Consider the following 25,932-nt stretch of genomic DNA (forward strand, 5'->3'; position numbering starts at 1 on the left):
CCATAAGGGATTATATCCTTAGGAACAGCTCTTTATCGTGTCTCTTATTTTACAAGTAATGCTTCAATTTCTTCGGGCGTAACAGGTTTGCTAATATAAAAACCTTGAATCGTATCGCAACCGTAAGTAATTAACAAATCAGCTTGCTCAGCTGTTTCAACACCCTCAGCTACCACTTTTAGCTCCATGGATTTGCCCAACTGTATCATACCATGCATAAGCTTTTGTGATTTTTCGGATTTTAATAACGAACTAGTAAATGCTTTATCAATTTTTAATGTATCAATCGGTAAAATTTGCATATAGCGGAATGAACCATAACCTGTACCGAAATCATCTAAGACAAAAGCGATGCCTTCATTTTCAAGCTTGCGCATTTGTTGTGTAATAAAGGTCGCTGCTTCAGCTTCCAATGCAAATTTCTCTGTAATTTCAATTTGAATAAGGTTTGCTGGACAATTTGTTTTTGCCAGCATTTCAAGAATTGACTTGGCCATGTTTTTATCACGGAATTCGCGGACAGAAGAGTTAATTGCCACTTTTAAATTTAGACCAGCCTTTTTCCAAATAAGCGCTTGTTCGCAAGCTTTCTCAAGCATAAACGAACCAATATTGTTAATAAGCCCAGTTTCCTCAGCAATTGGAATAAGCTCATCTGGTGAAACTACGCCAATGACTTCATCTTCCCAACGAACTAAAGCCTCTACAGCTGTAATTTTACCCGTGTATACATCCACTTGTGGTTGATAAAGTACTTTTAAGTTTTTCTGATCCAGTGCTTGTAGTAGACGTTTTTCAATTAAGGCTTTACGATTTAAAGCTTTATGTGTTGCTTTTGAAAGTGACACAATTTTGTCTCCACCAGCTTCGCGCACCGATGTAATTGTTGCAATAGACGCTTTCATCAGTTGAGAGAAAGTCGTCTGGTCCTCAGGGAAGCGTGTAATTCCTCCACTAATTGAAATAGGAACGGCAATATTGCTGCTATAAATCGGATGCTGTTGTAAATAGGACAAGAATCCTTGAATAAACCATTCACTTAAAGGTGTAATGACAACGAAATCATTTTCATTTATACGTGCCATTGTGCTGTCCTGGAAGTACATTTTAATACGATTTGTAAATTCAATAATAAGACTTTGATTTATTTGTTGATCATGTAGTTCTTTTAATGTGTAAAATTTATCGATACTTAAATAGACGAAGGAGAAGTGTTTTTCTTCCTCGATCATTTTAGAAATTACTTTTTCCAGTCGATGAGCATTCATTAGGCCTGTTTCGGTATCTATATACGCAATTTTCTCAAGCTGATGCTGAATCGTCTTAGACTTTGTAATATCCTTTTCAATTAAAATAAATTGTTGCTCATTTACCTCTAAATTAAACGTTGGGATAGCTGTGAGAAGTACCCAATATGACTGACCTGTTTTCGTAACTTTTTCAATTTCACCTTGCCATGTGTTTCCATTGTTTAAATTGCGCCAAATCGTATTTGTTATTTTTTCGCTCGCTTCATTTTCAGGGAATAATTGCCAAAATGTTTTACCGATAACGCGCTTTGGTGTCCATTGACTAATTTTTAAAAACTCAGCATTACATTCTAAAATAAATCCGTCACGATCAAGTGTTACGGTCATAAATGTAGAGTCTAAACCTTGTTTTAAGTCTACATAAGTGCTGCTGTTTGAAACCGAATTAATCATTAATTCTGGTAACATAAACATAATAAGAATAAGATGTTCACCTTGTTCAAAGTATGGCTTAGCCAGCATGGCCGTAGTGATTTCTTCATTGGATTGGGTGTAAACCTGAACCTGATCTATATATGTACTTTCTTCATTTTGTAAAATCGATTGAAACGTCTCTTTTGAAAGATTTCTTAGTAGATTTTCATGTATGGATGGAGTAGTATGTCCTGTAATGTCATTGACTGAAAAACCAAATAATTCTTCAGCGTGTTTTCCTGAAATAGTTGCTTGTCCATTTTGTGTTATGACAATTGCAGGAAAAGGAAGTGAATTTATATAATGCTCATCTATCGTAAATGATTTGTGCTTAAGACTCATGATTATTCGATCTCCTTGGGTAATCAATATATACTAATATTATAGAGAATTATCGGGAATTAGTCATTATGAATATATTTGTAAATATTTGATAATCGGAAAAGATAGGACTTTTCTAGTAAAATAAAAGAAAAGTTTTGAAGAAAAATAACAATTTTTAGTACGTATATAGGAAGCGGGAATTGGATGGAACGATTAAAAGGTATACTTTTTATTATCTCTGGAGCAATGCTATGGGGGGCAACTGGACCATTAATGGAATGGTTACTTAATCATACAGCATTGACAGTCTCTTTTATGCTGACAATACGATTGTCGGTAGCAGGTATTTTCTTACTTACATATTTGTTGTTAACAGGTAAAGATATTTTTTGTATTTGGCAGCAAAAGCTTTGGAGTAGGCAGCTCATCATCTTCGGTATCGTAGGGATGCTTGGAGTACAATATGCCTTTGTCGGAGCTATAAATGAAAGTAATGCTGTATTAGCTACGTTACTGCAATTTTTAGCCCCAATATTTGTTGTTGCTTATGTCTCTCTTAGTTTAAAGAAATGGCCCCCTAAATATCAAGTGTTAGGTATTATTGGCACATTAATAGGATTGTTCCTGCTACTAACGAACGCTTCATTTGATTCTTTATTAGTTAGTAATAAAGCCTTATTATGGGGAGTAGCGGTTGGATTAACATTTGCATTTTACACCCTATATCCAGCACGTCTTATGAAGGAATGGAATGTGTTACTTGTTGTAGGATGGGGAATGTTCATTGGTGGAATAACACTAGGTATAATAAGTCGTGTATGGCAATCCAATCAATGGATTGTCTTTACAGATTTAAAAATTACAGGACTAATGATGGCATTAATATTTACAGGTACTTTAGCATTTATTCTATTTTTAAGTAGCATGAAGTATATTACAGCTGTAGAGACAAGTATCTTATCAAGTATTGAACCGTTAACGGCAATGGTGATTTCAGTAATTGTGTTCGGCACATCGCTTGGATTGTGGCAATTAGTGGGAGTTTTCGTTATGCTTGTATGTGTAACGTGGCTATCTATTGCTGGTGAAAAAGCATAAATTTATTATTTGTATAGGTTATTATAACTACATTAAATGTAAATGATAGTTCTTCTCAAATAAGGGGGGAGAGAATGTGAAAATAATTTTTTCTTATGTAAAGCCCTATAAGTGGACTGCGATTTTTGCATTATGTTTGATGTTAATTGAATTATTTGTAGAGCTTGTTCAGCCACTTATTATGGCCAAAATTATTGATGATGGTGTTCGTGGTCAAAACAATGACATGATTATTCAATGGGGAGTCATTTTACTAGTTTTATCTTTTATTGCCTTTATATCAGGCGTAGTCAATTCTTATTTTTCATCGCATACTGCGCAAAGCTTTGCCTTTGATTTGCGCAATGCCTTGTTTGACAAAATTCAATCCTTTACATTGGCTACATATCAAAAGTTTTCTACAGCTTCGCTTATTACCCGTCTAACAAATGATGTAACGCAAGTTCAAACAGTGCTGTTTATGAGCCTTCGAATTATGCTCCGCGCACCACTAGCTGTTATTGGGAGCATTATCATGGCTTTTGTTGTCAATGCAAAGCTAGCACTGTTTTTAGTGATTGGTGCACCAATCATTTTAGTATTCCTTATTTTTATGGTAGCAAAAGGTGTGGCATATTTTGGACGAGTTCAAAAGCGTGTAGACCGTTTAAATCGTGTACTTCAAGAAAATTTGCAAGCGATGCGTCTAGTGAAGGCCTATTTACGTGGGGCGTATGAGGCTTCGCGCTTTGAGCAGGTTGCTTCAAGATTAAAATTTGATACTGTCAAGGCTCTGCGTACGATGGAGTATATTATGCCTGTATTATTGTTTGTCATGAACATGAGTTTATTGGCAGTACTTTGGTTCGGCACAAAGCAAGTTGCTGCAGGTACGACACCTCTTGGCGATATTGTAGCTATCGTCAATTATGCAATGCGTATTACAGGTTCATTTTCAATGTTCGCTTTTATTATAATTTTTTATGCACGAGCAAAAGCATCAGCAGAACGTATGACAGAGGTGCTTGCTGTTGACAATGAAGTAGAAATTACTTCTTCCTCTAAAGAAGGTACATCTAGCGCCCTGAAATTAGGCGAATTAGCATTTAAAAATGTTAGCTTCCACTACCCAGGTACAGAAACTGCTGTACTGTCCAATGTCACTTTTCAAGTAAAATCTGGTGAAAAATTAGCCATCATGGGAGCTACGGGGGCTGGTAAATCGACATTACTACAGCTTATTCCTCGCTTTTATGATGTGTCGGAAGGACAGATCTTTGTCGAAGGAAAAGATGTGCAGCAATGGGACCTGCAAGAGCTACGTGACATTATAGGTTACGTTCCACAGCAGTCGTTATTATTTACAGGAAGTATTGCTGACAATGTTCGGTGGGGCGATACAGAGGCCGCAATGGACGAAGTGCTCAATGCAGCGATGCAGGCACAAATCCATGCATCTGTGGAAGATTTCCCAAGTGGTTATGATACGCGAGTAGGGCAAAAGGGCGTGAATTTATCAGGAGGTCAAAAACAACGACTATCCATCGCTAGAGCACTGTTAAGAAAAGGGCATATATTGATGCTGGATGATAGTACTAGTGCACTTGATGTTAAAACAGAGCAGGCACTGTGGGATGCGCTTAGTGAGGAAAGAGCTACAATGCTCGTTGTTACACAAAAAATTCGGACAGCTAAAGGTGCAGATCAGATTTTGTTAATTGATGCAGGTGAAGTGGTCGGTTATGGGTCACATGAAGAGCTTCTGCAAACTTCTGATCTGTATAAAAAAATCGCAATCTCCCAACAGGAGGTGGAATAATGGGGTTTTTCCAAAAACCTTTTGGCTATGAGCCGATTTTATCGAAGGATGATGTAAAGCAGGTCGTAAAGAAAAAGAAAGGACCACGTGCAGCAGATTGGAAAAGTACACTGTGGCGTTTATGGAAGATTGTTGATGAACAACGGATGCTTTTAATCGTTGTACTGTTACTCGTAATGGCCAGCTCAATTTTGGCACTTCTAGGGCCATATTTAATAGGCAAAATCATTGATATATATGTTATGCATGGTGAGCTTAACGGGTTAGGCAGTAAAGTGCTGTTGCTTATTGGCGTTTATTTACTTTTAGCAGTCGCTTTATTTTTGCAAAACTTTTGGATGATTGGGATTGCCCAACAAACGATTTATCGACTGCGCACAAGTGTTTTTGCTCATTTTCAAAAGCTGCCGATCTCATATTTTGATAGACGGCAACATGGCGAATTAATGAGTCGGATGACAAATGATATTGAAGCGGTGAGCTCGACTTTGAATAGCTCTTTTATACAAGTATTTTCAAGTGTTTTAACACTTGGTGGTACGATTATCATTATGCTGAGCTTGAGTCCGTTGTTAACAATCTTAACGATGACAATTATTCCAATTATGTTTTGGGCAATGCGCTGGATTACTCGTCGAACGGCTCCGTTATTTAAGGAACAGCAAGCAGCTATTGGAGCGCTAAACGGCATGATTGAAGAAACAATATCAGGGCAACGAATTGTAAAAGCTTTTTCACAGGAAGAACGAGTTAAAGCGGAATTTCGTGATAAAAGTTTACGTTTAAAAAATACAGGCTTTTGGGCACAAACTTACTCGGGGTATATACCAAAGGTCATGAACTTTTTAAATAATATGAGCTTTACAATTGTTGCGGGTATTGGTGGGGTACTGGCGCTTTACGGTCATGTATCAATTGGGGTAATTGTTATTTTTACAGAATATGCTCGCCAATTTACACGACCATTAAATGATTTGGCAAATCAATTTAATACCGTATTATCAGCCGTAGCAGGTGCTGAACGCGTATTTGCTCTACTCGATGAAGAGCCTGAAAAGGAAATGCCTGCTGCGAAAAATCATACATTATTAGGGCAAGTAACATTTCAACATGTGTTTTTTAAGTATGATACTGCACAGGAGTCTTACACATTAAAGGATATTAATTTTACGATAGAGCCAGGACAAACTGTTGCATTGGTAGGTGCAACTGGTGCTGGGAAAACAACTATTTTACAGTTAATCGCTAGGTTTTATGAGGTGACAAAGGGCAATGTGCTATTTGATGGTGTAAATGTACAGCAAATTGACCGCAAGGCACTTCGTTCACAAATGGCCTTTGTATTACAGGATCCATTTTTGTTCGAAACAACAGTAATGGAGAACATCCGTTATGGACGTTTAGATGCTAGTGATGAGGAAATAATTGAAGCAGCGAAGCTTGCCAATGCCCATGATTTTATTATGAAACTAAAGGATGGTTATAACACTGTTCTTACAGCAGATGGGCGTGAGATTTCCCAAGGACAAAAACAATTACTTTCAATTGCGCGTGCCCTCATTGCAAATCCGAAAATTTTATTGCTTGATGAAGCAACAAGCAGCATTGATACAGTAACAGAATTAGCAATCCAAGAGGCGCTCGATAGGCTAATGCAAGGACGAACAAGCTTTGTCATTGCACATCGATTGAACACTGTACACAATGCGGATGTTATTTTAGTAATGCAAAAGGGTGAGCTCGTTGAAGCTGGGTTACAGCATGAGTTAATTGAGTCTGGGGGCATTTATGCCCAAATGCTAAACTCCTCGACACATCATTTAGAAGACTAAGGTGTGGAATATAAAGGCATCAAGAAAGTTTATTCTTGATGCCTTTTATCCTTTTTAAGGAAAACACAGTTGAATTGTAAGTAAGTACAATGTGGCAATTTGATGCGTTCTACTCATAATGGTAGAAAACGCAATGAAAAATCTTATGATTCAAATGTAATTGTTCCATCTTTTAAATAATGTAATTTATTAGAAATTATGGTATAATATTTATTGTGATTAACTTATTACTTGTTAAAATATAGACATGCCGTATAATGATTTCTAACTAATGGTCTCTAGTAAATTTCATTTACTTTTATCAACAATAGTAGTATAAATCTAACTAATTTTTCTGTATTGGAAGTAAAATTGCTGATTATTAGAAACGGATATTATAATTTGTTGCCAGTTTATTTTCTTTCTTGCTACAATAGGGCAATAGTCTGGTTTAAGAACGGAGTAAACAATGAACATTTCAGTAATTACAGTGTCATTCCCACTAGATAGGGAAACACTGAATGAATTAAAAATATTATGCGAAGAAGCAACCTTAAATGATTATCGTGTATATGAAACAATTATGAATATTCCATTAGCAGGCTCTTTCGACTCGAAAGGTTTTATGGTGCTCGCGTATGAAGATGACAATGATAAATTAGTTGGCGCTGCAAGTGCAATTGATTTAATAGGGCTACATACGTATGAATGGTCTTTAGTCGTGACACCAGCTTATCGTCAAAAGGGAGTTGGGACAGCATTAGTGAATGTATTACAAGCTGGACTACAAGATCGAGGTGCAGAAGGTCAATTAGCAGTAGTTATTGATGGATCTCCTTTTGGACATAGATTTATCGAAAAGTGTGGTTATTCATATAGTTTTTCAGAAGCGACGCTGGAAACGAAAGCGGAGTCAGTTGAACTACGAAATGATATTCATATTGCCCCATTTGCAGGGGAACAGACTGAATTGATTGCTATTTATAGTGAGGCGTTTGGTGATTTGCCATCAGAATCTGAGGAGCTAATTGCCTTTAATACGTCAACGAATGGTCGAAAATTATGGATAGCACATAAAGACGGGCAAGTTGTAGGTACGGTAGCTACAGTGAAGGAAAATGAAATTCAATGGGTGACAGCGCTTGCAGTTCATCCACAATATCAACGACAAGGTATCGGTACAGCTCTATTGTCCTTTTCGAAAGACTATGCAAGTAAACAGAGCGCTAAATTTGTCATGCTTGATGTAGAAATTGAAAATAGAAAAGCTATTTCGATTTATGAGAAAGCAGGATTTATGAAAGCGCAGCAACTAGACTATTATGTAAAAAATTAAATGAACGGTGAGGAGTGAGCCACAAGCGTCACTACTCACTTTTTTATTTTTAAAAACTGTTAAAATCTTCCTTTTTATCATAAAAGTGTACTATGTCCATATAGTATTAATAAGCCTGAAGAAAGGAGTCGTTCTTATGCGTATGCCAGCATTGCCGAAAAAAAAGTCTCCTACGAGGGAAGCACCTCGCTCATGGTGGAAAGTTGTTAAAGCTTACTTATCAAAAGGGAAGTTTTACAGACTACCACCGCGACATAAATAATTTTACATCTTTAATTATCTAAAATGATTGAGCAAGGCTATCCAATGTTAAAATAGCATGTTAGGGGATAAATCCTACTGTGCTATTTTTATTTTTATGATAGTGGTTGTTATCAATGTTCTAATAAAAAAGTCTTTTTGGAGGGACCAATTAAATAAAGCTCATGCATTGCACGAGTTAATGCAACATAAAGGAGCTTTCTATCAATTTTAGTATCAAAGAAAGGGGTATCAAAGGCAGCCACAATAACTGCATCAAATTCTAGTCCTTTTGCTAAATGGCTTGGAACTACAAGTAAGACTTGCTGATTAATAGACTCATCCTCAGTGAGAAGTTGACAAGGAAATGTATCAGCTGTTAAAGCCTGTTGCATTAATTGGGCTTCAGCTGTAGTTTTACATATTAAAGCAATCGACTGATGCCCATTTGCTCTAATGCGATCAAAAACCTCTTTAATTTGCTCGGTATTAAAGGCAGCTGCCTTTATAAAAGTTGGCGCATCCCCGTGGCGGACAACAGGCTCCACTAATGGTAACTGCTCATCCATTTGCATTAAAATTTGGTTAGCGACCTCCATAATTTCAATGGTTGTACGATAGCTTTTTTGAAGTGTTCTGAAGCTGGCACGCGGGAATAAATTTTGCACAGGTTCCCAAGCAGTTAGTGAGCGATAGCTGTGAATTCCTTGTGCTAAATCACCTACCATTGTAAACATATCCGTTTCTAGCCCAGCTTTTAGAGCGGCTAGTTGGAATAGACTGTAGTCCTGTACTTCATCAATAAAGACTACGCGCATTTTCCACTCATCTGCAATCCCTTTTAGTCGGGCTTGTAAATAATAGAGAGCAGCTAAATCCTCTAGCATCCATTGCTCTTTAGCATGTGCCTGTAAAAACTGCTGTTGCTCTAAATAATGCCATTCTGGTGCGACTTCGGCTAATAGCTCGGCATTTGTTAAAAGCGTACGATAGAGCGTTTTCACATTATATTTTGCAAAGCGGCGCATATAAACAGAGACGGTCGATTTTGCTTCTTTTTCAATTGCAGGCATTCGTTCATCACGTTCATCTATAAATTTAGTAACAATGTGTTTACGCTTCTCTGCATCACGAATGCCATTAAGTGCCTTGCCAAGTGCTTCATCATACTTTGCATGTAACATATTTAAGACAGCTTGTTTCTTTTGTCGAACATGACTAGCTAGCACCTTTTTAATATGTGCGAGTCGTTTTTCAATTGGCATATAAGAAAATTCATATAAAAATAACTTTTTTAAATGAGCGGCGCGCATAATACGATATTTTTCAATAAATACATCTTCGAATTGTTCAGCAATTTGCAGTTCAATTTTTTGTAAATATCGTTCAATCATATCGCGATAATAGAGGGAACCTTTCACTTCAGAAATCCAAGCAGTAGGCTGATTAGCGCCACCTATTACGAGGGATTCTAGCTGTTCGTTCGGATTGCGCAGCTTTAATTTTAGTTTAGTTGCTGCAAGGACATAATCTGAAAATGTTGTTTGGCATATTTTATCAACGCCAAGCTCTGGTAGCACATCTCCGATATAATCAATAAATAGCTTATTTGGTGCTAAAATCATCAGTTGTTCAGGATTAAAATGTTCGCCCATCGTATATAAGAAGTAGGAAATACGGTGTAAAGCAATTGTTGTTTTTCCACTACCAGCAGCACCTTGCACGATAATTGGCTGACGAAGATGCGCGCGGATAATATCATTTTGTTCTTTCTGGATGGTAGAGACGATTTCTGTTAAGCGTACATCTGCTTTTCCTGCTAATGCCTCTTGGAGTAATTCATCATTTGTCGTTAAGTCAATATCTCGAATATCGAGTAATTGTCCATCTTCGATTTTGTATTGTCGCTTGGCAAACAAATGGCCTTTATGAATTTCTCCACGAACGTCATATTCCATATCACCAAGACGCCCATCATAGTAGACATTTGCTACAGGGGAACGCCAGTCTACAATAATCGGTTCATGTGTATCGCGGTGAAACAACGATGTTTTTCCGATATACAAAAATTCTTCTGGATCACCTGTCTTTTGAAAATGAATTCGAGCAAAATAAGGCTTTTTTTGAACGGCTTCTAAACCTTCCTTTTGATTTCGAGCCATTTCAAAGAAGCGGGCGTTGGTTAAAATATTCAAATAACTTAAACTGGAATCTAAATAATCAAGATCTGCCATAGACTTACGAATGTTTTCTTGCGCAGATTGAAGATCACGCTGCGATTCGTTTAAGATTTGTTGCATATAATTTTGAGTGTACGCTAACCTCTCTAGCTCAGCCTGAAAATCTGGGTGTTGTGTAGTCATTTTTAGCACCTCCTAAGTACTTACAAATTTAAGTAGATTCTCATACTACTATACAAAATTTTACCTATCAAGTTAAATGTCATCATTCATTTATTGTTATACTATTAAGTAAAGATTAGAAGGAGGTTTTGCATTTGGATCTATTTGCACATAGAGGTGTATCTGCACACTATCCTGAAAATACAAAAGCTGCTTTTTATGCGGCCTCCAAGCTACCGATTGCGGGCATTGAGTTGGACGTTCATGTAACTGCTGACGGGGAGGTAGTAGTCATCCATGATGAAACGATTGACCGTACATCAAACGGTTCAGGCTATGTGAAGGACCTGACGCTCCAACAGCTTCGTTCATATGATTATGGCTCGTGGTTTGCAGACGAATATAATGGTGAAAGTATTCCAACATTAGGTGAAGTGCTAGAGATTTTCGTAGCTACACATCACCGAATTAATATTGAGCTAAAAACCGATATCTTTCCTTATGAGGGAATTGAGGCACTTGTATTAAAAGAAATAGCGAAGCACCAAATAACGGAGCGAGTAATAATTTCTTCTTTTAATCATGAATCGTTGCAAACTGTATCTCAAATGGCACCCTACATCGAAACAGCTGCTTTATTTGCTGAAGTTTTAGTTGATTTTACAACATATACGGCAAGTATCCCTGCCGATGCTATCCATGTTAGTTTACCAACAGCATTCAGGAAATCGATAGGTGTAGCACTTGAACAACAGGCGATGATACGTGTATACACAGTTAATGATCCCGAGTACGCAAAGCAACTAAAGCAGCTTGGCATACAAGCTGTTTTTACGGATGACCCTGAAGCAATACTAGCCGAATTAACAAAGTAAGAGGCTAATAAGCAAAAAAATTCGCAATACGTATGAGAGCGAATTTTTTTGCAATACATATGAAGTTAATAAGTGCATTTAGCCATTTACCATTTTGCTTGATGTTCCTCAATACAACCAAGCATTTGTTTAATTACAAGTGTCTCACCATTGTCTAGTAGAACAGTGCCGTCATAATAGCCAAACATTTGGTGAACTTCTGATTTGACAAGTTTTGCATTAGTTGCCGCAACTCGTTCAAAAAATGGGGAGAACGTTAGAGAGACTTGATTTGTAAATTTCGTTTTCACTTTCCAGCGTTGCATATAATCTTCACGATCATAATCGAACAGTAAGTCCTCATGAATTTTTGTCATTTTCCCATCAACAAAAACTGCATTTTCAGTCATTCCAGTACCATCCGTCCATTTACCACCTAAGTTGAGTCCAATACGTCTGCCACGAACTCTTTGTGATGCCATTCCCCAATTCCAAGTGGCTTCTCGAGGCCAAACACCTCGCCCGTAATCAAGTACAGCAAAACTTTCCTCTGGAGTAAATGTAAAGTGACGATTACCGATTATCACTTCACCTGACGTAGGGAGTATATGATGCTTTCCTGTAAATTGGAATGTTCTACGGTTCCATGGAATGACTACATTCAACGATTCATCTGCAGGTGGATGTTGAATGATTAAATTCGCACGTAAGGCATCGCCATCAAATGTAGGGATTGAAACGGATAAATGCGTTTCGTTTTGAATATAGGTCATATCAATCGACATTTCACTATTACTGAAAGATACGGATTCAAGTACGTGTGTCGGCATTTTAAGCTTGCCACCAAGCGGAACTGTTATTGTTTTTTCAAAATAGCGCTGAGTTTCATATTCAAGGAAATACACGAAGCAGACCGCTGCGTAATCGAGATGACTAATCGTTGCGGAGAATAAGATCTCATCGCCATAGACACACCAATAATTCCATTTCTTTTTACGCATGATATGACCACTTAAATTGCTATTTATGAGAGGTTTTCGTGCAAATCCAATAGCAGCTGGATTTAAATTCCCTTTTTTATCGCATAAAAGAGTAGGCTGTAAGATTTCTTTCTCAGCATGCTGCTTCACATTCAACATCCCTTCTGTTCGTAAAATAAAAAAATGCCCATTTGTTTAATCTTATTGTAGCAAAAACTATCTTGAAATTGGAAAAGATAGCGCCTGATATGACTGTTTTCATCAAGAATACGATGAAGGACCTAATTAATAGAACGAACGATGTAGTCATATGATGTACATAAGGAGGGGAAACGTGGCTAAAATGTATAACAGACAGGCAGCTGTTCAATATGCAAATTTGTGGTGGAACAGACGCAATCCAGCATTTCCGAACTTTGATGTTGACTGTACGAATTATATTTCACAATGCTTACTTGCTGGAGGGGCTCCGATGCGAGGAGCGCCAAATAGAGAAAAGGGTTGGTGGATTCAGCAAGGAAACTGGAGCTTTAGCTGGTCTGTCTCACATTCTCTAAGATGGTATTTAGAGGGCTCTACAACTGGCTTGAAGGCTACACGTGTACAATCAGCAGAGGAATTAGAACTTGGGGATATTATCTTTTACGATTTTCAAGGAGATGGAAGAATCGATCATTCTGTTATTGTCACGAGTATACAAAATGGAATTCCATATGTGAATGCACATACTTCCGATAGTATTAACAGACCTTATTTTTATCAGGATTCTACGGCGTATACCCCAAATATGACCTATTACTTTTACCATATAGATGATAGTTTTGCTTAGAGAGTTGGCGGTTTTAAAGCTTATCATTTTATGATAATGTTGGAGATAGTACTGACGAAGAATCTATATTCTAATTTTAATTGAAGGAGATAATAGAAAATGAGCGAACAAATTTTATCAGTAAGAGAAGCAATTATAAATCGCCGTTCTATAAAGAAATTTAATGGGAAGACGGTAAATCGTGAGGAGTTAATGAGCATTATAGATGATGCTATTTGGGCACCGAACCACGGGAATCGTGAGCCTTGGCGTTTAGTTATAGCTTGCGATGAAGATTTAGTTGCAGTGCAACATTTATTACGTGATTTAGCTATTCCAAAATGGCAGGATCTTTCGAGTGAAGATTTAGTCAAGCAAATGACGAAATTTACACTACCAGGTGGATTTGCCTTTGTCATTGTGCCAGAGGATGCCCGCCAAAAAGAGCGTTTAGAAGATTATGCAGCAGCCAGTATTTTCATTCAAAATATCCAGTTGTTAGCTTGGGAGAAAGGTATTGGCTCTTGCTGGAAAACACCAGGCTTCTTAGACAATCCGAAGTTCCGCGAGGCATTGAAGGTACAGCCAGGTGAACGTGTCATTGCAATGCTGCAAGTCGGATATTTTGATGAAGTGCCAAAAGGGAAAGAACGTAAAAAATCAGCACAATTTGTAACGAATTTCGGTGAATAAACGATTGAAAACCCCCCTGCTATGAACTGCACTCCAATTGTTAGATGTGTCTAACAATAGGGATGCAGTTCACCAACTGGTGAGGGGGTTTTATTGAATCATAATGCATTGTGAGTAATTCTAAGAAAAACCGTCGTGCTTCGTGGAAAACGAAAGTGGTTGGTAGCGTAGGTAGTGACTTACGGTGTGCCCGCGGAAAGCGTCCGCCGTAGCGAACAACAACGGTCGTAGTAAAAAAAGTGTTAGATTGATTGCATTCAATCTAACACTTTTTCTCTTTTATAATAGCTATTGCCTTGTTTATTTTTGTAACGCTGCAACCTCATATAAGTAGTCGCCTAATACGCGTAGGCCGTTATCAAAGTTTTCTAAATGGAAGTGCTCGTTTGGTGCATGGAAGTTTTCACTCGATAAACCGAAGCCCATTAAAACAACAGGTAAATCTAAAATTTCATCAAATGCAGCAACGATAGGAATTGAACCACCGCCACGTGTGTAAGCTGTTGGGACATTATAAACTTTTTCATATGAACGTCCAGCTGCTTGAATAAATGGGTGATCAAACGGTGTTAAGAATGGACGTCCTTTATCGAATTCTGAAATGGTTACGTCTACACCAGTAGGCTTATGTTTTTCGATATGTGCCTTTAATAAAGCAACAATTTCTTCTGGATCTTGATTTGGTACTAGTCGGCATGTGATTTTTGCACCAGCTTCAGCGGGAAGTACAGTTTTAATGCCTTCGCCTGAGAACCCACCGAACACACCGTTTACTTCTAGTGTTGGACGAGCCCAAGTTCGTTCTAAATAAGAATAGCCAGCTTCACCGAATAATTCTGATACGCCAACTTCTTCTTTTACAGAATCTTCGTCAAAACCTAGCGCACGGTAAGCTTCACGTTCTTCTTCTGTTAATGGTAATACGTTGTCATAGAAACCTTCTACTTGAATTGTGCCATGTTCGTCTCGGAAAGATGCTAAAATCTCTGCTAAAGCATGGATGGCATTTTGCACGCCACCACCGTATAGGCCCGAATGTAAATCACCTTTTGCACCGCGGACATCAATTTGTACACCTGTAAGACCACGTAAGCCATAGCATACTGCAGGTTTACCAGGTCCATAAAGGCCTGTATCTGAAATCAAAATTAAATCTGCAGCTAATTTTTCTTTATGCTCCTCAACAAAGGCTGGAAGGTGGGGACTTCCGATTTCTTCTTCACCTTCATAGATGAATTTGACGTTCACTGGCAAAGTACCTGTTGTCGCAAATAGCGCTTCAATCATTTTTAAGTGCATAAACACTTGGCCTTTATCATCGCTTGCGCCACGTGCAAATAACTTGTTATCACGAATTGTAGGATTGAACGGTTCTGTTTCCCATAAATGCAATGGATCTACAGGTTGTACATCGTAGTGTCCGTAAAACAGAATCGTTGGTTTACCTTCTGCATGTAACCAATCAGCATAAACAACAGGGTGTCCAGCAGTTTGCGTAATAGAGATGTTTTCTAGATTTAGTTTCTTGAAAGCATCCGCTAGCCATTCAGCAGCTTGCTGAATATCTCCCTTGTGTTCTGATAATGAACTAATACTTGGAATACGTAAAAATTCATTTAGCTCATTTAAGTGTGCCTCGCGATGTTCTGTAAAGTAAGCATCTAACGTCTGTAATTGCGTCATATTAGCATCCCTCTTTCAATATTTCGATAATAGAAATAGTATAGCATAATGTGGTTGGGGAATCTTGCTATAGCAATGGTTTCTTCTGTTTTTATGAATGCTTGGGCTCACTAGGTTGTAATGTTTCGTAAAAGAGGATAGCTCGATAATACAGTGAATTTAAGTCTATGATTCAAAAAAATCTGAAATCGATGTTTTATCGAAATCAGATTTTTTATCATATTTAGTGGGCTGTATAGCCGCCATCGACAAGAAGGGTCGTACCGTTCACAAAGCTTGCGTCATCACTTGCTAAAAATAAAACGGCTTTAGCGATTTCTTCTGGTTTACCAAGACGACCTTGTGGATGAAGGGATGCTAAGTATTCTTTTGTTTGAGCATCTACTTCTGACAATAGAGGTGTGTCGATGTAGCCAGGACATACCGCATTTACACGAATACCTTGTTTAGCATAAGCAGTACATAGGTTTTGCGTTAATAATTTTACGCCACCTTTTGCAGATGAGTAGGCTGTTGGATTTGGTAAGGCTACAAAACTATGAATGGAACCAGCGTTAACGATAACACCACCTGTACCTTGAGCAAGGAACTGTTCAATCGCATATTTATCTGAAAGGAATACACCAGATAAATTGATATCAATTGTTCTTTTCCATTTTTCGTAAGATAACTCATGTGCTGGCGCATCGTCAGCCACACCCGCATTAGCATACAGCACATCAAGTTTTCCGTATTTTTTCACAGTTTCATGTATCATGTTTTTAATATCTTCTTCGATAGTTACATCTGTTTTCACGAAGAGTGTATCAAAACCACTATTATTTAATTCATCTGAAATGCTTTGTCCACGCTCAGAGAAGTCAGCAATGACTACTTTTGCTCCTTCTTGTGCAAAAAGACGAACGCTTGCTTCACCGATACCGCTAGCACCACCTGTTACGATTGCTACTTTATCTTGTAGTTTCATGTAAATGACCACCTTTATTTTTATTTTGCTGTTGCTCCGCCATCAATGACAAATTCTGCACCTGTTGAGAAGGAAGACTCTTCAGACGCTAAAAATAATACTGTTTGTGCTACTTCTTTAACAGAGCCTAAACGTCCTAATGGGAAAATGCTTTTTCCCAATTCATCTTTAGAGCTTCCAGTTGTTGCTGACGCATAGTCTGCCATTCCTGTATCAATATAGCCAGGATGGATAGAGTTTACACGTACGCCATATGGTGCATATTCCATTGCCGCATCTTTTGTCATAATGCGAACGGCTCCTTTACTAGCGCCGTATAATACATGTCCAGCAGCGCCTGTTAAGCCAGCAATAGAAGAAGCATTAATAACAGAGCCTTTATTTTGTTTAGCCATAAGTGGCATAATATGTTTCATGCCTAGGAAGACACCTGTCACATTGATGGACATTAAGCGGTTCCAATCGGATAGTTCGATTTCTGCTAGTGGTTTAATGATATAGATACCTGCATTATTGAAAAGAATATCCACTTTGTTAAATGTTTTGATTGTTTCATCTGCGACCTTTTTCCAGTCTTCTTCATTGCTAACATCGTGGCGTACAAATAATGCTTCACCGCCAATAGCTTGAATATCACGTACAGTGTCGTTACCAGATTGTTCGTTTATATCAGTAATAACTATTTTGGCGCCTTCTTTGGCAAATAATAGTGCAGTTTCTTTCCCGATTCCTGTACCTCCACCTGTAATAATGGCTACTGCATTTCTAAGTCTCATTTCATCCATGCCCCTTTCATTATTTCTATTTATATAATTACTTTAGGATCCAAAAGTATTCGCATTGTTTAGCGATACCTTTATTTTACTATTGTCAATTTGAAATACTATCCTATAAGATGCTGTATAATATAGTGAGTGAATATCCTCCATTTATAGGGGTATTTTAGTGTGAAGGAGAAGAATTTCCTATGACGCATCCATTTCAGCCAATTGAAGAAGTAACACTTCAAGAGTTTGTGTTATTTATAAAAGTTCATCATAAACAAATTAAAGAGAATATGAATATTTATCTCAATCTAGAACCTGCTATAGGCGAAACAGAACGAAATAGAGTAGCTTTGCTATTAGATTCATTTTTACGTTTACTAACACATACAAACATTGATGAATTAAATGGAGATGATAAGTATTTTTTAAATACATGGCTACAATCACAATTATCCATTATTGATAGGAAGAGCTTTAATTTATTCCAATTAATATTTGAAAAATCATTGATTACGTTTATGATTCAACAAAAGAGTAGTCGAACGAATGCCGTCTTAATGTATGTATTATCATTATTTATTTCTCTAGTACAGCTTTACAATGACTGTGAGGGAGAAAGCGAAAGTAAGATGCCTATTGAAAATCAGGGATTAAGACATTTACAGTTATTGGATAAACTCGATCAATTGCTTATTAGTTCCTCAGGCTATCAGGATTTAGCCTATATTTTAAAAAAATGTGAAGAATATTTTAGCTATAAAAGATGCGTATTTTATGCATATGTCCCATGGTCCAATCAATTTTATGGTGTTATTGGTGCAGAGCTTCCTAAAGTGCAAAGTATGAAAGGGGAGCTAACGGGAGAAAACACTATACTTAGTTCAAGAAAACCAATTTATTTAAAAAGCCCAAAAAATTACGTCAAGGAAGAGCATATCCAATTGTTTGGATTATCCTCAATTATCTTTATTCCGATTATTGGTCAGGATCAGTTATTCGGCTGGCTAACATTTGATCAGCTAGGCGAGGAATTTGATTGTACAAAGGAAGAATTAACGCTTCTTGAGGAAGTAGGAAAGCGTTTAGGCTTATTTCTATCACGTAAGGGTGAAAAGGTAGAAAAAAATACAGAACTTCATTTAACAGAAAGGGAGTCGATGATACTCGGCCTGCTTGCTGAAGGATATGATAATAAAAAAATAGCCAGTTTATTATTTTTAAGTGAACATACGGTCAGGGATTATGTAAGTAGTCTCATGACAAAGCTCAAAGCAAAGAATCGAACACAGGTCGTTGCTTCATCTTTTCGTTTAGGGCTGTTAAGTTAACAATAAATGCGCTTCTACTATAGGAGTGCATTTTTTGTTATTTGCATACCTATTAATGTTCAGTTAATTTTCTGATAATAATTATTATTGAAAATATAGTGATAAGAATAGGGGAGTATTGTCTAGAAGTGGTGTTTTAACGAAAAAGAAATATAGTAGTAAAACAATTTTTACGAATATTACAAGTGAAAGCATTTAAGCTTACACGATTGTAATGAAATTGAAAGCCAATACGATAGAGTGTAATACATTATTTTGCGAGAATGTGTATAGAAGCAAGAACAAGAAGCGGAGGAATACACAATGAATGAAAAATTAGAAGGCGTATATGAGGAATTTAACCGTTATATATACCATTTATGTTTGAAACTTACTCGCAACAATGTTGAAGCAGAGGATCTAATGCAAGAAGTTTGGGTAAAAGTTGTACGCTATGAAGATAGCGTTGCCGAAGTTGAACATATTAAAGCTTGGCTAACAACCATTACAATGAATACATTTAGAGATCGCTATCGAAAAAAAGTACGACGCAGTAAGTATATGATGAACCAACCTGAAACATTAGACGTACCGATTTTAGATTTGGTTCCCAATAATGATATTTCTACAGAAGAAAAAATTGAAAAAGAGATTGTGACGAAGCTAGTACAGGACAAAATGGGTCAATTAGATACAATTTATCGTAAAACTTTATGGTATTTCTACATAGACCAATATTCACTTGCTGAAATTTCTACTATTATGAAAGTATCTATCGGTACAGTGAAATCTCGTTTATTCCGTGCGAAAGCGCGTTTAAAAGAAATGTTAATGGCTGATGTGTCAATCGTCGAGGCTGTGCTGCCAGCGTAATCAAAATATTGGTCGCACAACTATAACTACTTAGACGGAAGTATTCGTTCGGCCAATCCAAAAAAGGATGCACTGCAAAGAAAATTTGCGATGCGTCCTTTTTCGTGTTTTTACACAAAGATGAAATTTAATCTTGCCGATGTGTATCAACAGATAGTAAGCATTTAGCGAAAATATCACGTAACGTTTGCACCTCTTCTGCTGAGAGCATGCCAAACATATTGTTAATAATTTCGCTAACCTGTTGACGGGATTCTTTAAGTATTTCTTCACCATCAGTAGTAATAACTAATTGTGAGGCTCTACGATCAGTAGCATGCTGCGTTTTTTCAATAAAACCAGCATTAATTAGCTTGGTCGTTAATACCGTGACGCCACCAGTTGTTACCTTTAAGCGCTCTGCTATTGCAGAAGGGCGCTTTGGTCCCTCCTGCGATAAGTAGTCTAAAATTAAAATATGGGATTTTGAAAAGCCGAGTGCATTATGATTATTCCACTCGTTTGCCCATTTACGCTCGATAGAAAAGACAACTTCAAACAATGAGGTAATGGCTTTTTGTTTTTCTTGATCCATATAAGGTCATCTCCAAAACTGTTTTAACTTTCTTGTGCCAATCTAGTCATCGCATTTAATTCGTAAGCACGTACTTTACGTGGAATAAAACGACGGATGTCCATCTCATTGTACCCAACTTGAATACGTTTTTCATCTATAAGGATAGGACTACGCAACATTCTAGGATGTGCTTGAATAATTGCGTACAGCTCTTGAATAGAAAGCTGATCAATATCAATATTTAAATTTTTAAAGTCATTTGAGTTTGTTGCAATAATTTCATCTGTACCATCTTCAGTCATGCTTAAAATTTCTTTAAATTCTGCAAGTGTAAGAGGATGTGATGTAATACGTTTTTCTTTATATTCGATGTTGTGATCTTTTAACCATTTTAGTGCTTTTCTGGATGAAGAACAGCTCGCTTGTGAGTAGATAGTAACTGTCATTCTTCATTCCCCGCTTTCTTTGTTGGATTATATTATATGAATAGCTTATTAGTAAGTTAAATAGGTTATACATATATCTTACTAGTAAGCTATATATAAATCAATAGTTTATTTAAAAACTTTTTAGAGAACATAATATTTTTAATCTATACTAAATATACGCTGGGAAGAGCGAAAAGTTTCATTAAATAAGCTTACAATGATGTAAGTTTGGGAGATTTTAAAAATAGGGCGTGCCAGTCACCCAAACAATTCTGAATTTGGGCAGTAAGATATTTTTTCAACTAAAAAAAATCCACGAAGCCTCCTGCGGGAACAGCACAAAATGTAAGACGCAACAGACGCGCGATAGCGACGGTTGCGGCTTACGATGTGCCCGCGGAAAGCGAAGTGGATTTTTACGTTTTAGAAGGACATTTTCTTTAGCTTTGTTGCCCAGTTGTGAACCAGTCTTGTACATCCCATACTTTTGTTACTAAGCCTTCATAGAAATCAGGTTCATGGCTAACGAGTACAATTGTGCCTTTAAATTCTTTCATAGCACGCTTTAACTCTTCCTTTGCATCAACATCTAAGTGGTTTGTCGGTTCGTCAAATAGTAACCAGTTTGCTTCTTCCATCATTAGCTTACATAAACGAACTTTCGCTTGCTCACCACCAGATAAAGAATTAAGTGGGCGCGTAATATGATCTGTTTTTAAACCTGCACGTGCCAATGCTGCGCGAACTTGTGCTTGCTCCATAGAAGGGAAGGCGTTCCATACATCATCAATAGGAGTGATTTTATCTGCCTTTACTTCTTGTTCGAAATAAGAAGGAGCTAAATAATCACCACGAATTACCGTACCACCTAGCGGATTGATTTTTCCAAGCATCGTTTTAAGTAATGTCGATTTACCAACACCATTCATGCCGACTAAGGCAATTTTTTCACCGCGTTCAATCATAAATGATAGAGGTGGTAGTAGTGGTTTATCTTTATCGTAGCCGATGACTAAATTCTCTGCTTCCACAACGTAACGACTTGGTGTACGTGCTTCTTTAAACCCAAATTCAGGTTTCACTGCTGTTTCAGGACGGTCAATACGTTCTAATCGATCAAGCTGTTTCGCACGAGATTTTGCACGACCAGTTGTAGAGTAGCGTGCTTTATTTTTTGCTATGAAGTCTTCTTGTTTTTTTATAAATTCTTGTTGCTTTTCATATGCATCAATATGCTGGCGTTTATTGATTTCAGCAAGCTCTAAAAACTTTTCGTACGTAGCTGTATAGCGAGTTAGCTTTGAAAACTCTAATTGGAAAATAACATCAACAGTCTCATTCATAAATTCCGTATCGTGGGAAATTAATAAGAATGCATGTGGATAATTTTTTAAATAGTTTTTCAACCATGTAATATGCTCTTCATCGAGATAGTTCGTTGGCTCATCAAGTAATAATACTTTTGGCTTCTCTAGTAATAGCTTTGCCAGTAAAACTTTCGTACGTTGACCACCTGAAAGGGCAGCAACATCACGCTCAAGTCCAATTGCATCAAGACCTAGACCACGTGCAACCTCTTCAATTTTCATATCAAGTGAATAGAAATCGCCAGCATCAAGAGCATCCTGAACTTCAGCCATTTGTTCTAGTAAAACTTCTAGTTCTTCAGGTGTAGCCTCAGCCATTTTCCCTGTAATTTCATTTAGCTCTTCTTCTTTTTTATATAGTGGGAGGAAGGCATCGCGTAATGCATCGCGCATAGTGCGTCCAGCTGTAAGCGCAGTATGCTGGTCTAAATAGCCATAATGTGTTCCAGGTAGCCATTCAACTTTTCCCTCATCGTGAATTGTTTGTCCTGTAATGATTCCCATAAGAGTAGATTTACCAACGCCGTTTGCGCCGACAAGGCCGATATGATCGCCCTCTACTAAACGGAAAGAAACATCTTTAAAAAGAGTACGGTCACCGAAAGAATGACCTAATTTTTCAACTGTTAATATTGCCATATATGTTGTTCCTCCAAAATAATTCGATTAGGTCTTGTTTAAATAGATGAATCGCAGTGCGGCTGTTATAACCTAAACAGTTGGCACGATGCGACATTATTATAGCTCTGCTAGTTGTTTATTTAATTCTGCTAGCTGTGCTTCCATGTTAGCAAGGCGTTGCTCAGCCTTTGCAACTTGGTCGTTATGGCCAGTAGATTCAAGTTTTTCGATATCACCTTGTAAATTCATATAATCCATTTTTAATTCTTTAATTTGATATTCAATATCGCTTTTTGATGGCATGATCGTTAGCTCCTTTATTAGTTTATTTTTATTAAGAAAGCGTGTAAAAGCGATGAGGGTTTGTCATCCCCCACCGCTCAATTGTTAAAATTAATCGGGTACTGATGCGTTGAGATTCCTCAAAAAATTCTAGCCTACTTTGTAATGAATACATTCAGCAAGATGCAGGGGAATAGTGAAAGTGAAAAATTCTAATATATTGTATCATATCCACCTAAAAAGAATCACTAAGTTGAAGCGATATTATGTCGATCATAAGCAAAATCAAGTAATAAAGATTCCAGCGTATTGTTATTGCTAGCAAGATTAAGCTGGCGCTGTTTTTTAACAGCACGTTCACTGCGCGCCTCATGTAATAAAAACTCCATTACAGCATTTTGTATTTGTGATTGTTTCATCTTACGCCCTAGGCCGAGATGTATAAAGCCATTATGCTCGCGAGGGAATGCATGCAAAAGCTCGTTTTCTGTTTGTGCGAGCGTAATACATGGCACGCCATAGGAAGCAATCTTATATGGTGTGTAGTTAGCATTGCAAATAATGACATCCGCTTTGGGTAATAATTTTAGGAGTGCGTCTTTATCACGCAAAATGGCAGTATTACGACGACTTAATACCATCATTTGTAAGTCGTCAGTCGCATGTCGATAGCTTTCATCAATCATTACTGTAATTTGTAGTGGAATTTGTAGCTGAGTTAAGTGTCGAAGAGTACGATATGTTAAGTTATGCTCGTCCCCATCCTCGAAAGCAACAACAATATGGGGCGGGTTCTCTGGTGTTTTAAGATCAGGTAATTGTTCGGAATGCTGATAAGCTTCTGGTAATGCAAAGACGAAACTGCCACCGATATAATGGGATGGCATATAATCTTTAACTTCCTGATAGAGTGCTAGTAATACACAGTCACAGGCTTGGCCACCTTCACCAAAATCATCAAAATGAATAATTGTTTTACAAAATGGTCGTAAATTTTCCACTTGCCAGCTTTCAGAGTTCCGACCGTCCCTAACAATTAAATCAGGTTGTATCGCTTTTATTTGCTTAGGTAATTCATCGAAATGCTCGAATAGTATTGGTGAAAGATTGTGATTCATTAAAATTTGAATCCCATCATTGGAAGGGGTCTTTACGAATATAAAAACTTCCTCTTGTCCAAGCAACTTAGCTAATGTTGCAACTCGTTCAAAAGGATACAGCCCTTTATCAATACAGCTTTCAATTATGAAAACAATCGATTTTTTCGGTTTAATTGTTTGTGTTTCGTTTTGCAAATGTATCCCATCCTTTCATCTGTCTATTTAAATTATGGTGAAAATGGGGCAAGTATGTGTAAAAATTAACATTAGATAAATAATGTAAGAGATGAAACTTTAAAAATTAAGTTTGCTATACCGATGAATAATAGAGAGGACATGCAAAAAAGATGTTAGTACGCATATTGTAAATACATACAAAGAGCTCGTCCATTTAGAGCGAATATAAAATTTTCTCGAAGGGGGAGAATGAAATTGGGCATGCGTTCGGCAATTGTTGTAGGGGCTACTGGATTAACAGGTAGTTCACTAATAGAACAGTTATGTGAAAACGATGAATATGTTTCAGTAATCGTGATAGCACGACGAGAGCTACAATATAAGCACCCGAAGTTAGAGGTGAAAATTCGAAACTTCGATACATTAGAAGAAAAGGATATTGAGTTTGCGCATGAGCTATATTGCTGTTTAGGCACTACGATAAAAAAGGCAGGCGCACGTGAGGCGTTTGAAAAAGTCGATTTTGAATATCCACTAGCCATTGCCTCTTTGGCTAAAAAGCAAGGGATTCCGCATATGCTTGTCATCACTGCTATGGGTGCTAATGAGCAATCGCGTTTTTACTATAATCGTGTGAAGGGAAAGCTGGAGAATGCTTTAATAGAACTTGGTTTACAGCGTCTATCAATTATTCGTCCCTCTCTTTTGGTAGGACCGCGCGAGGAATTTCGGTTAGGTGAAAAGGTAGGAGAAAAGCTATTAAAGCTTGCTAACCCATTATTAATAGGACCATTAAAGCGTTCACGCGCTATTGAAGCTTCACAAGTTGCAAAAGCAATGATTGTCATTGCGTTACATGGAAAAAAACAATCGGTGACAATATATCCATCACAGGACTTAGCGAAAATGGATTTTCCGAATGTGACACAAGAAGACTTTACGCGTGACGAGTTATTTAATTGGGGAAAACTTCAAGACACCACCGTATCTAATGAAGATCACAAGGTCAATCGTGAGGTCATTATTAACCGAGATAAATTTAAAGTGGAAGAAACTGTTGTAGACGAAGATGTGACATTTAATAGGCATAATGAAAAATAGTTGTCTTTCTACTAACTATAGCATTCCGTCTAAAGACTGAATTTATTGTTTTGACTACTACAATTCTTCCCGAGCCACTTTTCATTTGTTACAATATTATTGTAGAAGATGAATGTGGAGGCAAAATGAATATGAAAATTTTACTCGTTGATGGCACAATGTTTGGGCGTAAAACTGGTGCTATTTTAGAGCAAGTAGAGCGTTATATTAAAGATTTCGATGCTAGTTTCGATTTAGAAATTATGCATTTTAGTGAATATAAGCATCAAATTGTCGATGGCTCACCATTGAATGACGATATGAAAAAAATGATCCGGAAATTTGAAGAAGCGGATGCGTATATTATTGCAACGCCCATTTTCCAAGCTTCCATTCCAGGCGTATTGAAAAATGCTTTTGATTTCTTACATCCGAAAACAATGCGCTATAAGCCAGTTTCTATCGTAGCGAATGGTGGCACATATCAGCACCATTTAGTAGTTGAAAATCAATTAAAGCCTATTTTAGACTACTTCCGTGCACTTGTAACACCAAACTATGTATATACGCATACATCACATTTTGATGCAAATAATGTAATTGTAGACGAGGATGTTCATAATCGTTTACGTGAAATGGCACGTGTTTTCGTTCAGTACTGTGAAATGAGCAAAACATTACCGAAAGAAACAATCGACCAACATTAAAGAGATGTC

22 protein-coding genes are annotated in these 25,932 nt (G+C 37.3%); 11 read left to right on the forward strand and 11 right to left on the reverse strand.

Annotated features, from left to right (window positions below; genetic code table 11):
- Positions 1–44 precede the first annotated feature (44 nt).
- Positions 45–2,066 carry a bifunctional diguanylate cyclase/phosphodiesterase gene (locus FH508_RS01890; protein ID WP_173478736.1) on the reverse strand — a complete coding sequence of 674 codons (2,022 nt, stop codon included), beginning with the start codon at positions 2,064–2,066 and terminating at the stop codon, positions 45–47.
- A gap of 186 nt (positions 2,067–2,252) precedes the next feature.
- Here FH508_RS01890 and FH508_RS01895 point away from each other — a divergent pair, with 186 nt between their 5' ends.
- The 4 genes from FH508_RS01895 to FH508_RS01910 all read left to right on the forward strand — a co-directional run bounded on the left by FH508_RS01895 (position 2,253) and on the right by FH508_RS01910 (position 8,091).
- On the forward strand, positions 2,253–3,146 hold the full coding sequence (locus tag FH508_RS01895) for a DMT family transporter (RefSeq protein ID WP_173478735.1): 894 nt from the start codon (positions 2,253–2,255) through the stop codon (positions 3,144–3,146).
- Between the two features lie 76 nt (positions 3,147–3,222).
- Positions 3,223–4,944 (forward strand): ABC transporter ATP-binding protein, encoded by a 1,722-nt coding sequence (locus FH508_RS01900; protein WP_173478734.1) that lies wholly within the window; start codon positions 3,223–3,225, stop codon positions 4,942–4,944.
- Positions 4,944–6,776, forward strand: coding sequence for an ABC transporter ATP-binding protein (locus FH508_RS01905; protein ID WP_173478733.1), 1,833 nt, complete (start codon positions 4,944–4,946; stop codon positions 6,774–6,776). Before FH508_RS01900 ends, FH508_RS01905 begins: the two co-directional genes overlap by 1 nt.
- 448 nt (positions 6,777–7,224) lie before the next feature.
- Positions 7,225–8,091, forward strand: a complete 867-nt coding sequence (locus FH508_RS01910; protein ID WP_173478732.1) for a GNAT family N-acetyltransferase — start codon at positions 7,225–7,227, stop codon at positions 8,089–8,091.
- 374 nt (positions 8,092–8,465) lie between these two features.
- Here the strand turns inward: FH508_RS01910 and helD are convergent, their stop codons facing one another.
- The gene (gene helD / locus FH508_RS01915; RefSeq protein WP_173478731.1) at positions 8,466–10,694 is read right to left on the reverse strand and encodes an RNA polymerase recycling motor HelD; all 2,229 of its coding nucleotides are present in this window, start codon (positions 10,692–10,694) and stop codon (positions 8,466–8,468) included.
- A 134-nt stretch (positions 10,695–10,828) separates the two neighbouring features.
- Between helD and FH508_RS01920 the strand changes: the two genes are divergently transcribed.
- Complete coding sequence (locus FH508_RS01920) at positions 10,829–11,548, forward strand: glycerophosphodiester phosphodiesterase (protein WP_173478730.1); 720 nt, start codon at positions 10,829–10,831, stop codon at positions 11,546–11,548.
- Between the two features lie 86 nt (positions 11,549–11,634).
- Here FH508_RS01920 and FH508_RS01925 read toward each other — a convergent pair whose 3' ends face one another.
- The gene (locus FH508_RS01925) at positions 11,635–12,657 is read right to left on the reverse strand and encodes a DUF2804 domain-containing protein (protein ID WP_173478835.1); all 1,023 of its coding nucleotides are present in this window, start codon (positions 12,655–12,657) and stop codon (positions 11,635–11,637) included.
- Positions 12,658–12,841: 184 nt separating this feature from the next.
- On the opposite strand from FH508_RS01925, the gene FH508_RS01930 reads away from it, so the two are divergent.
- Both FH508_RS01930 and FH508_RS01935 read left to right on the forward strand, forming a co-directional pair.
- Positions 12,842–13,336 carry an amidase domain-containing protein gene (locus tag FH508_RS01930; protein ID WP_173478729.1) on the forward strand — a complete coding sequence of 165 codons (495 nt, stop codon included), beginning with the start codon at positions 12,842–12,844 and terminating at the stop codon, positions 13,334–13,336.
- 99 nt (positions 13,337–13,435) lie between these two features.
- Entirely contained in the window at positions 13,436–14,008 is a 573-nt protein-coding gene (locus FH508_RS01935; RefSeq protein WP_173478728.1) for a nitroreductase family protein, read from the forward strand.
- A gap of 300 nt (positions 14,009–14,308) precedes the next feature.
- Here FH508_RS01935 and FH508_RS01940 read toward each other — a convergent pair whose 3' ends face one another.
- The 3 genes from FH508_RS01940 to FH508_RS01950 form a co-directional block, all read right to left on the reverse strand.
- Entirely contained in the window at positions 14,309–15,691 is a 1,383-nt protein-coding gene (locus FH508_RS01940; RefSeq protein ID WP_173478727.1) for a dipeptidase, read from the reverse strand.
- 223 nt (positions 15,692–15,914) lie between these two features.
- Positions 15,915–16,658: an SDR family NAD(P)-dependent oxidoreductase gene (locus FH508_RS01945; RefSeq protein WP_173478726.1), complete on the reverse strand. Its 744-nt coding sequence runs from the start codon at positions 16,656–16,658 to the stop codon at positions 15,915–15,917.
- A 20-nt stretch (positions 16,659–16,678) separates the two neighbouring features.
- Positions 16,679–17,434, reverse strand: coding sequence for an SDR family NAD(P)-dependent oxidoreductase (locus tag FH508_RS01950; RefSeq protein WP_173478725.1), 756 nt, complete (start codon positions 17,432–17,434; stop codon positions 16,679–16,681).
- A 191-nt stretch (positions 17,435–17,625) separates the two neighbouring features.
- Here FH508_RS01950 and FH508_RS01955 point away from each other — a divergent pair, with 191 nt between their 5' ends.
- Complete coding sequence (locus tag FH508_RS01955) at positions 17,626–18,753, forward strand: LuxR C-terminal-related transcriptional regulator (protein ID WP_139859865.1); 1,128 nt, start codon at positions 17,626–17,628, stop codon at positions 18,751–18,753.
- Between the two features lie 303 nt (positions 18,754–19,056).
- Positions 19,057–19,605 (forward strand): RNA polymerase sigma factor, encoded by a 549-nt coding sequence (locus FH508_RS01960; RefSeq protein WP_139859863.1) that lies wholly within the window; start codon positions 19,057–19,059, stop codon positions 19,603–19,605.
- A gap of 127 nt (positions 19,606–19,732) precedes the next feature.
- On the opposite strand, the gene FH508_RS01965 is transcribed toward FH508_RS01960, so the two are convergent.
- The 5 genes from FH508_RS01965 to FH508_RS01985 form a co-directional block, all read right to left on the reverse strand.
- The gene (locus tag FH508_RS01965; protein ID WP_139859862.1) at positions 19,733–20,179 is read right to left on the reverse strand and encodes a MarR family winged helix-turn-helix transcriptional regulator; all 447 of its coding nucleotides are present in this window, start codon (positions 20,177–20,179) and stop codon (positions 19,733–19,735) included.
- A 23-nt stretch (positions 20,180–20,202) separates the two neighbouring features.
- Positions 20,203–20,607: a transcriptional regulator Spx gene (gene spx, locus FH508_RS01970; protein ID WP_036117523.1), complete on the reverse strand. Its 405-nt coding sequence runs from the start codon at positions 20,605–20,607 to the stop codon at positions 20,203–20,205.
- Between the two features lie 422 nt (positions 20,608–21,029).
- Positions 21,030–22,595, reverse strand: coding sequence for an ABC-F family ATP-binding cassette domain-containing protein (locus FH508_RS01975; RefSeq protein WP_173478724.1), 1,566 nt, complete (start codon positions 22,593–22,595; stop codon positions 21,030–21,032).
- Positions 22,596–22,694: 99 nt separating this feature from the next.
- A complete protein-coding gene (locus tag FH508_RS01980) occupies positions 22,695–22,880 on the reverse strand; it encodes an SE1832 family protein (protein ID WP_173478723.1) in 186 nt (61 codons plus the stop codon).
- A 227-nt stretch (positions 22,881–23,107) separates the two neighbouring features.
- Positions 23,108–24,154: a PseG/SpsG family protein gene (locus tag FH508_RS01985; protein WP_173478722.1), complete on the reverse strand. Its 1,047-nt coding sequence runs from the start codon at positions 24,152–24,154 to the stop codon at positions 23,108–23,110.
- A 243-nt stretch (positions 24,155–24,397) separates the two neighbouring features.
- Here FH508_RS01985 and FH508_RS01990 point away from each other — a divergent pair, with 243 nt between their 5' ends.
- On the forward strand, positions 24,398–25,237 hold the full coding sequence (locus FH508_RS01990) for an oxidoreductase (protein WP_228134500.1): 840 nt from the start codon (positions 24,398–24,400) through the stop codon (positions 25,235–25,237).
- Between the two features lie 131 nt (positions 25,238–25,368).
- Positions 25,369–25,923 (forward strand): NADPH-dependent FMN reductase, encoded by a 555-nt coding sequence (locus FH508_RS01995; protein ID WP_139860500.1) that lies wholly within the window; start codon positions 25,369–25,371, stop codon positions 25,921–25,923.
- The last annotated feature ends 9 nt before the right edge of the window (positions 25,924–25,932 follow it).

The organism is Lysinibacillus sp. CD3-6, assembly GCF_006351725.2.
Lineage (GTDB): Bacteria > Bacillota > Bacilli > Bacillales_A > Planococcaceae > Lysinibacillus.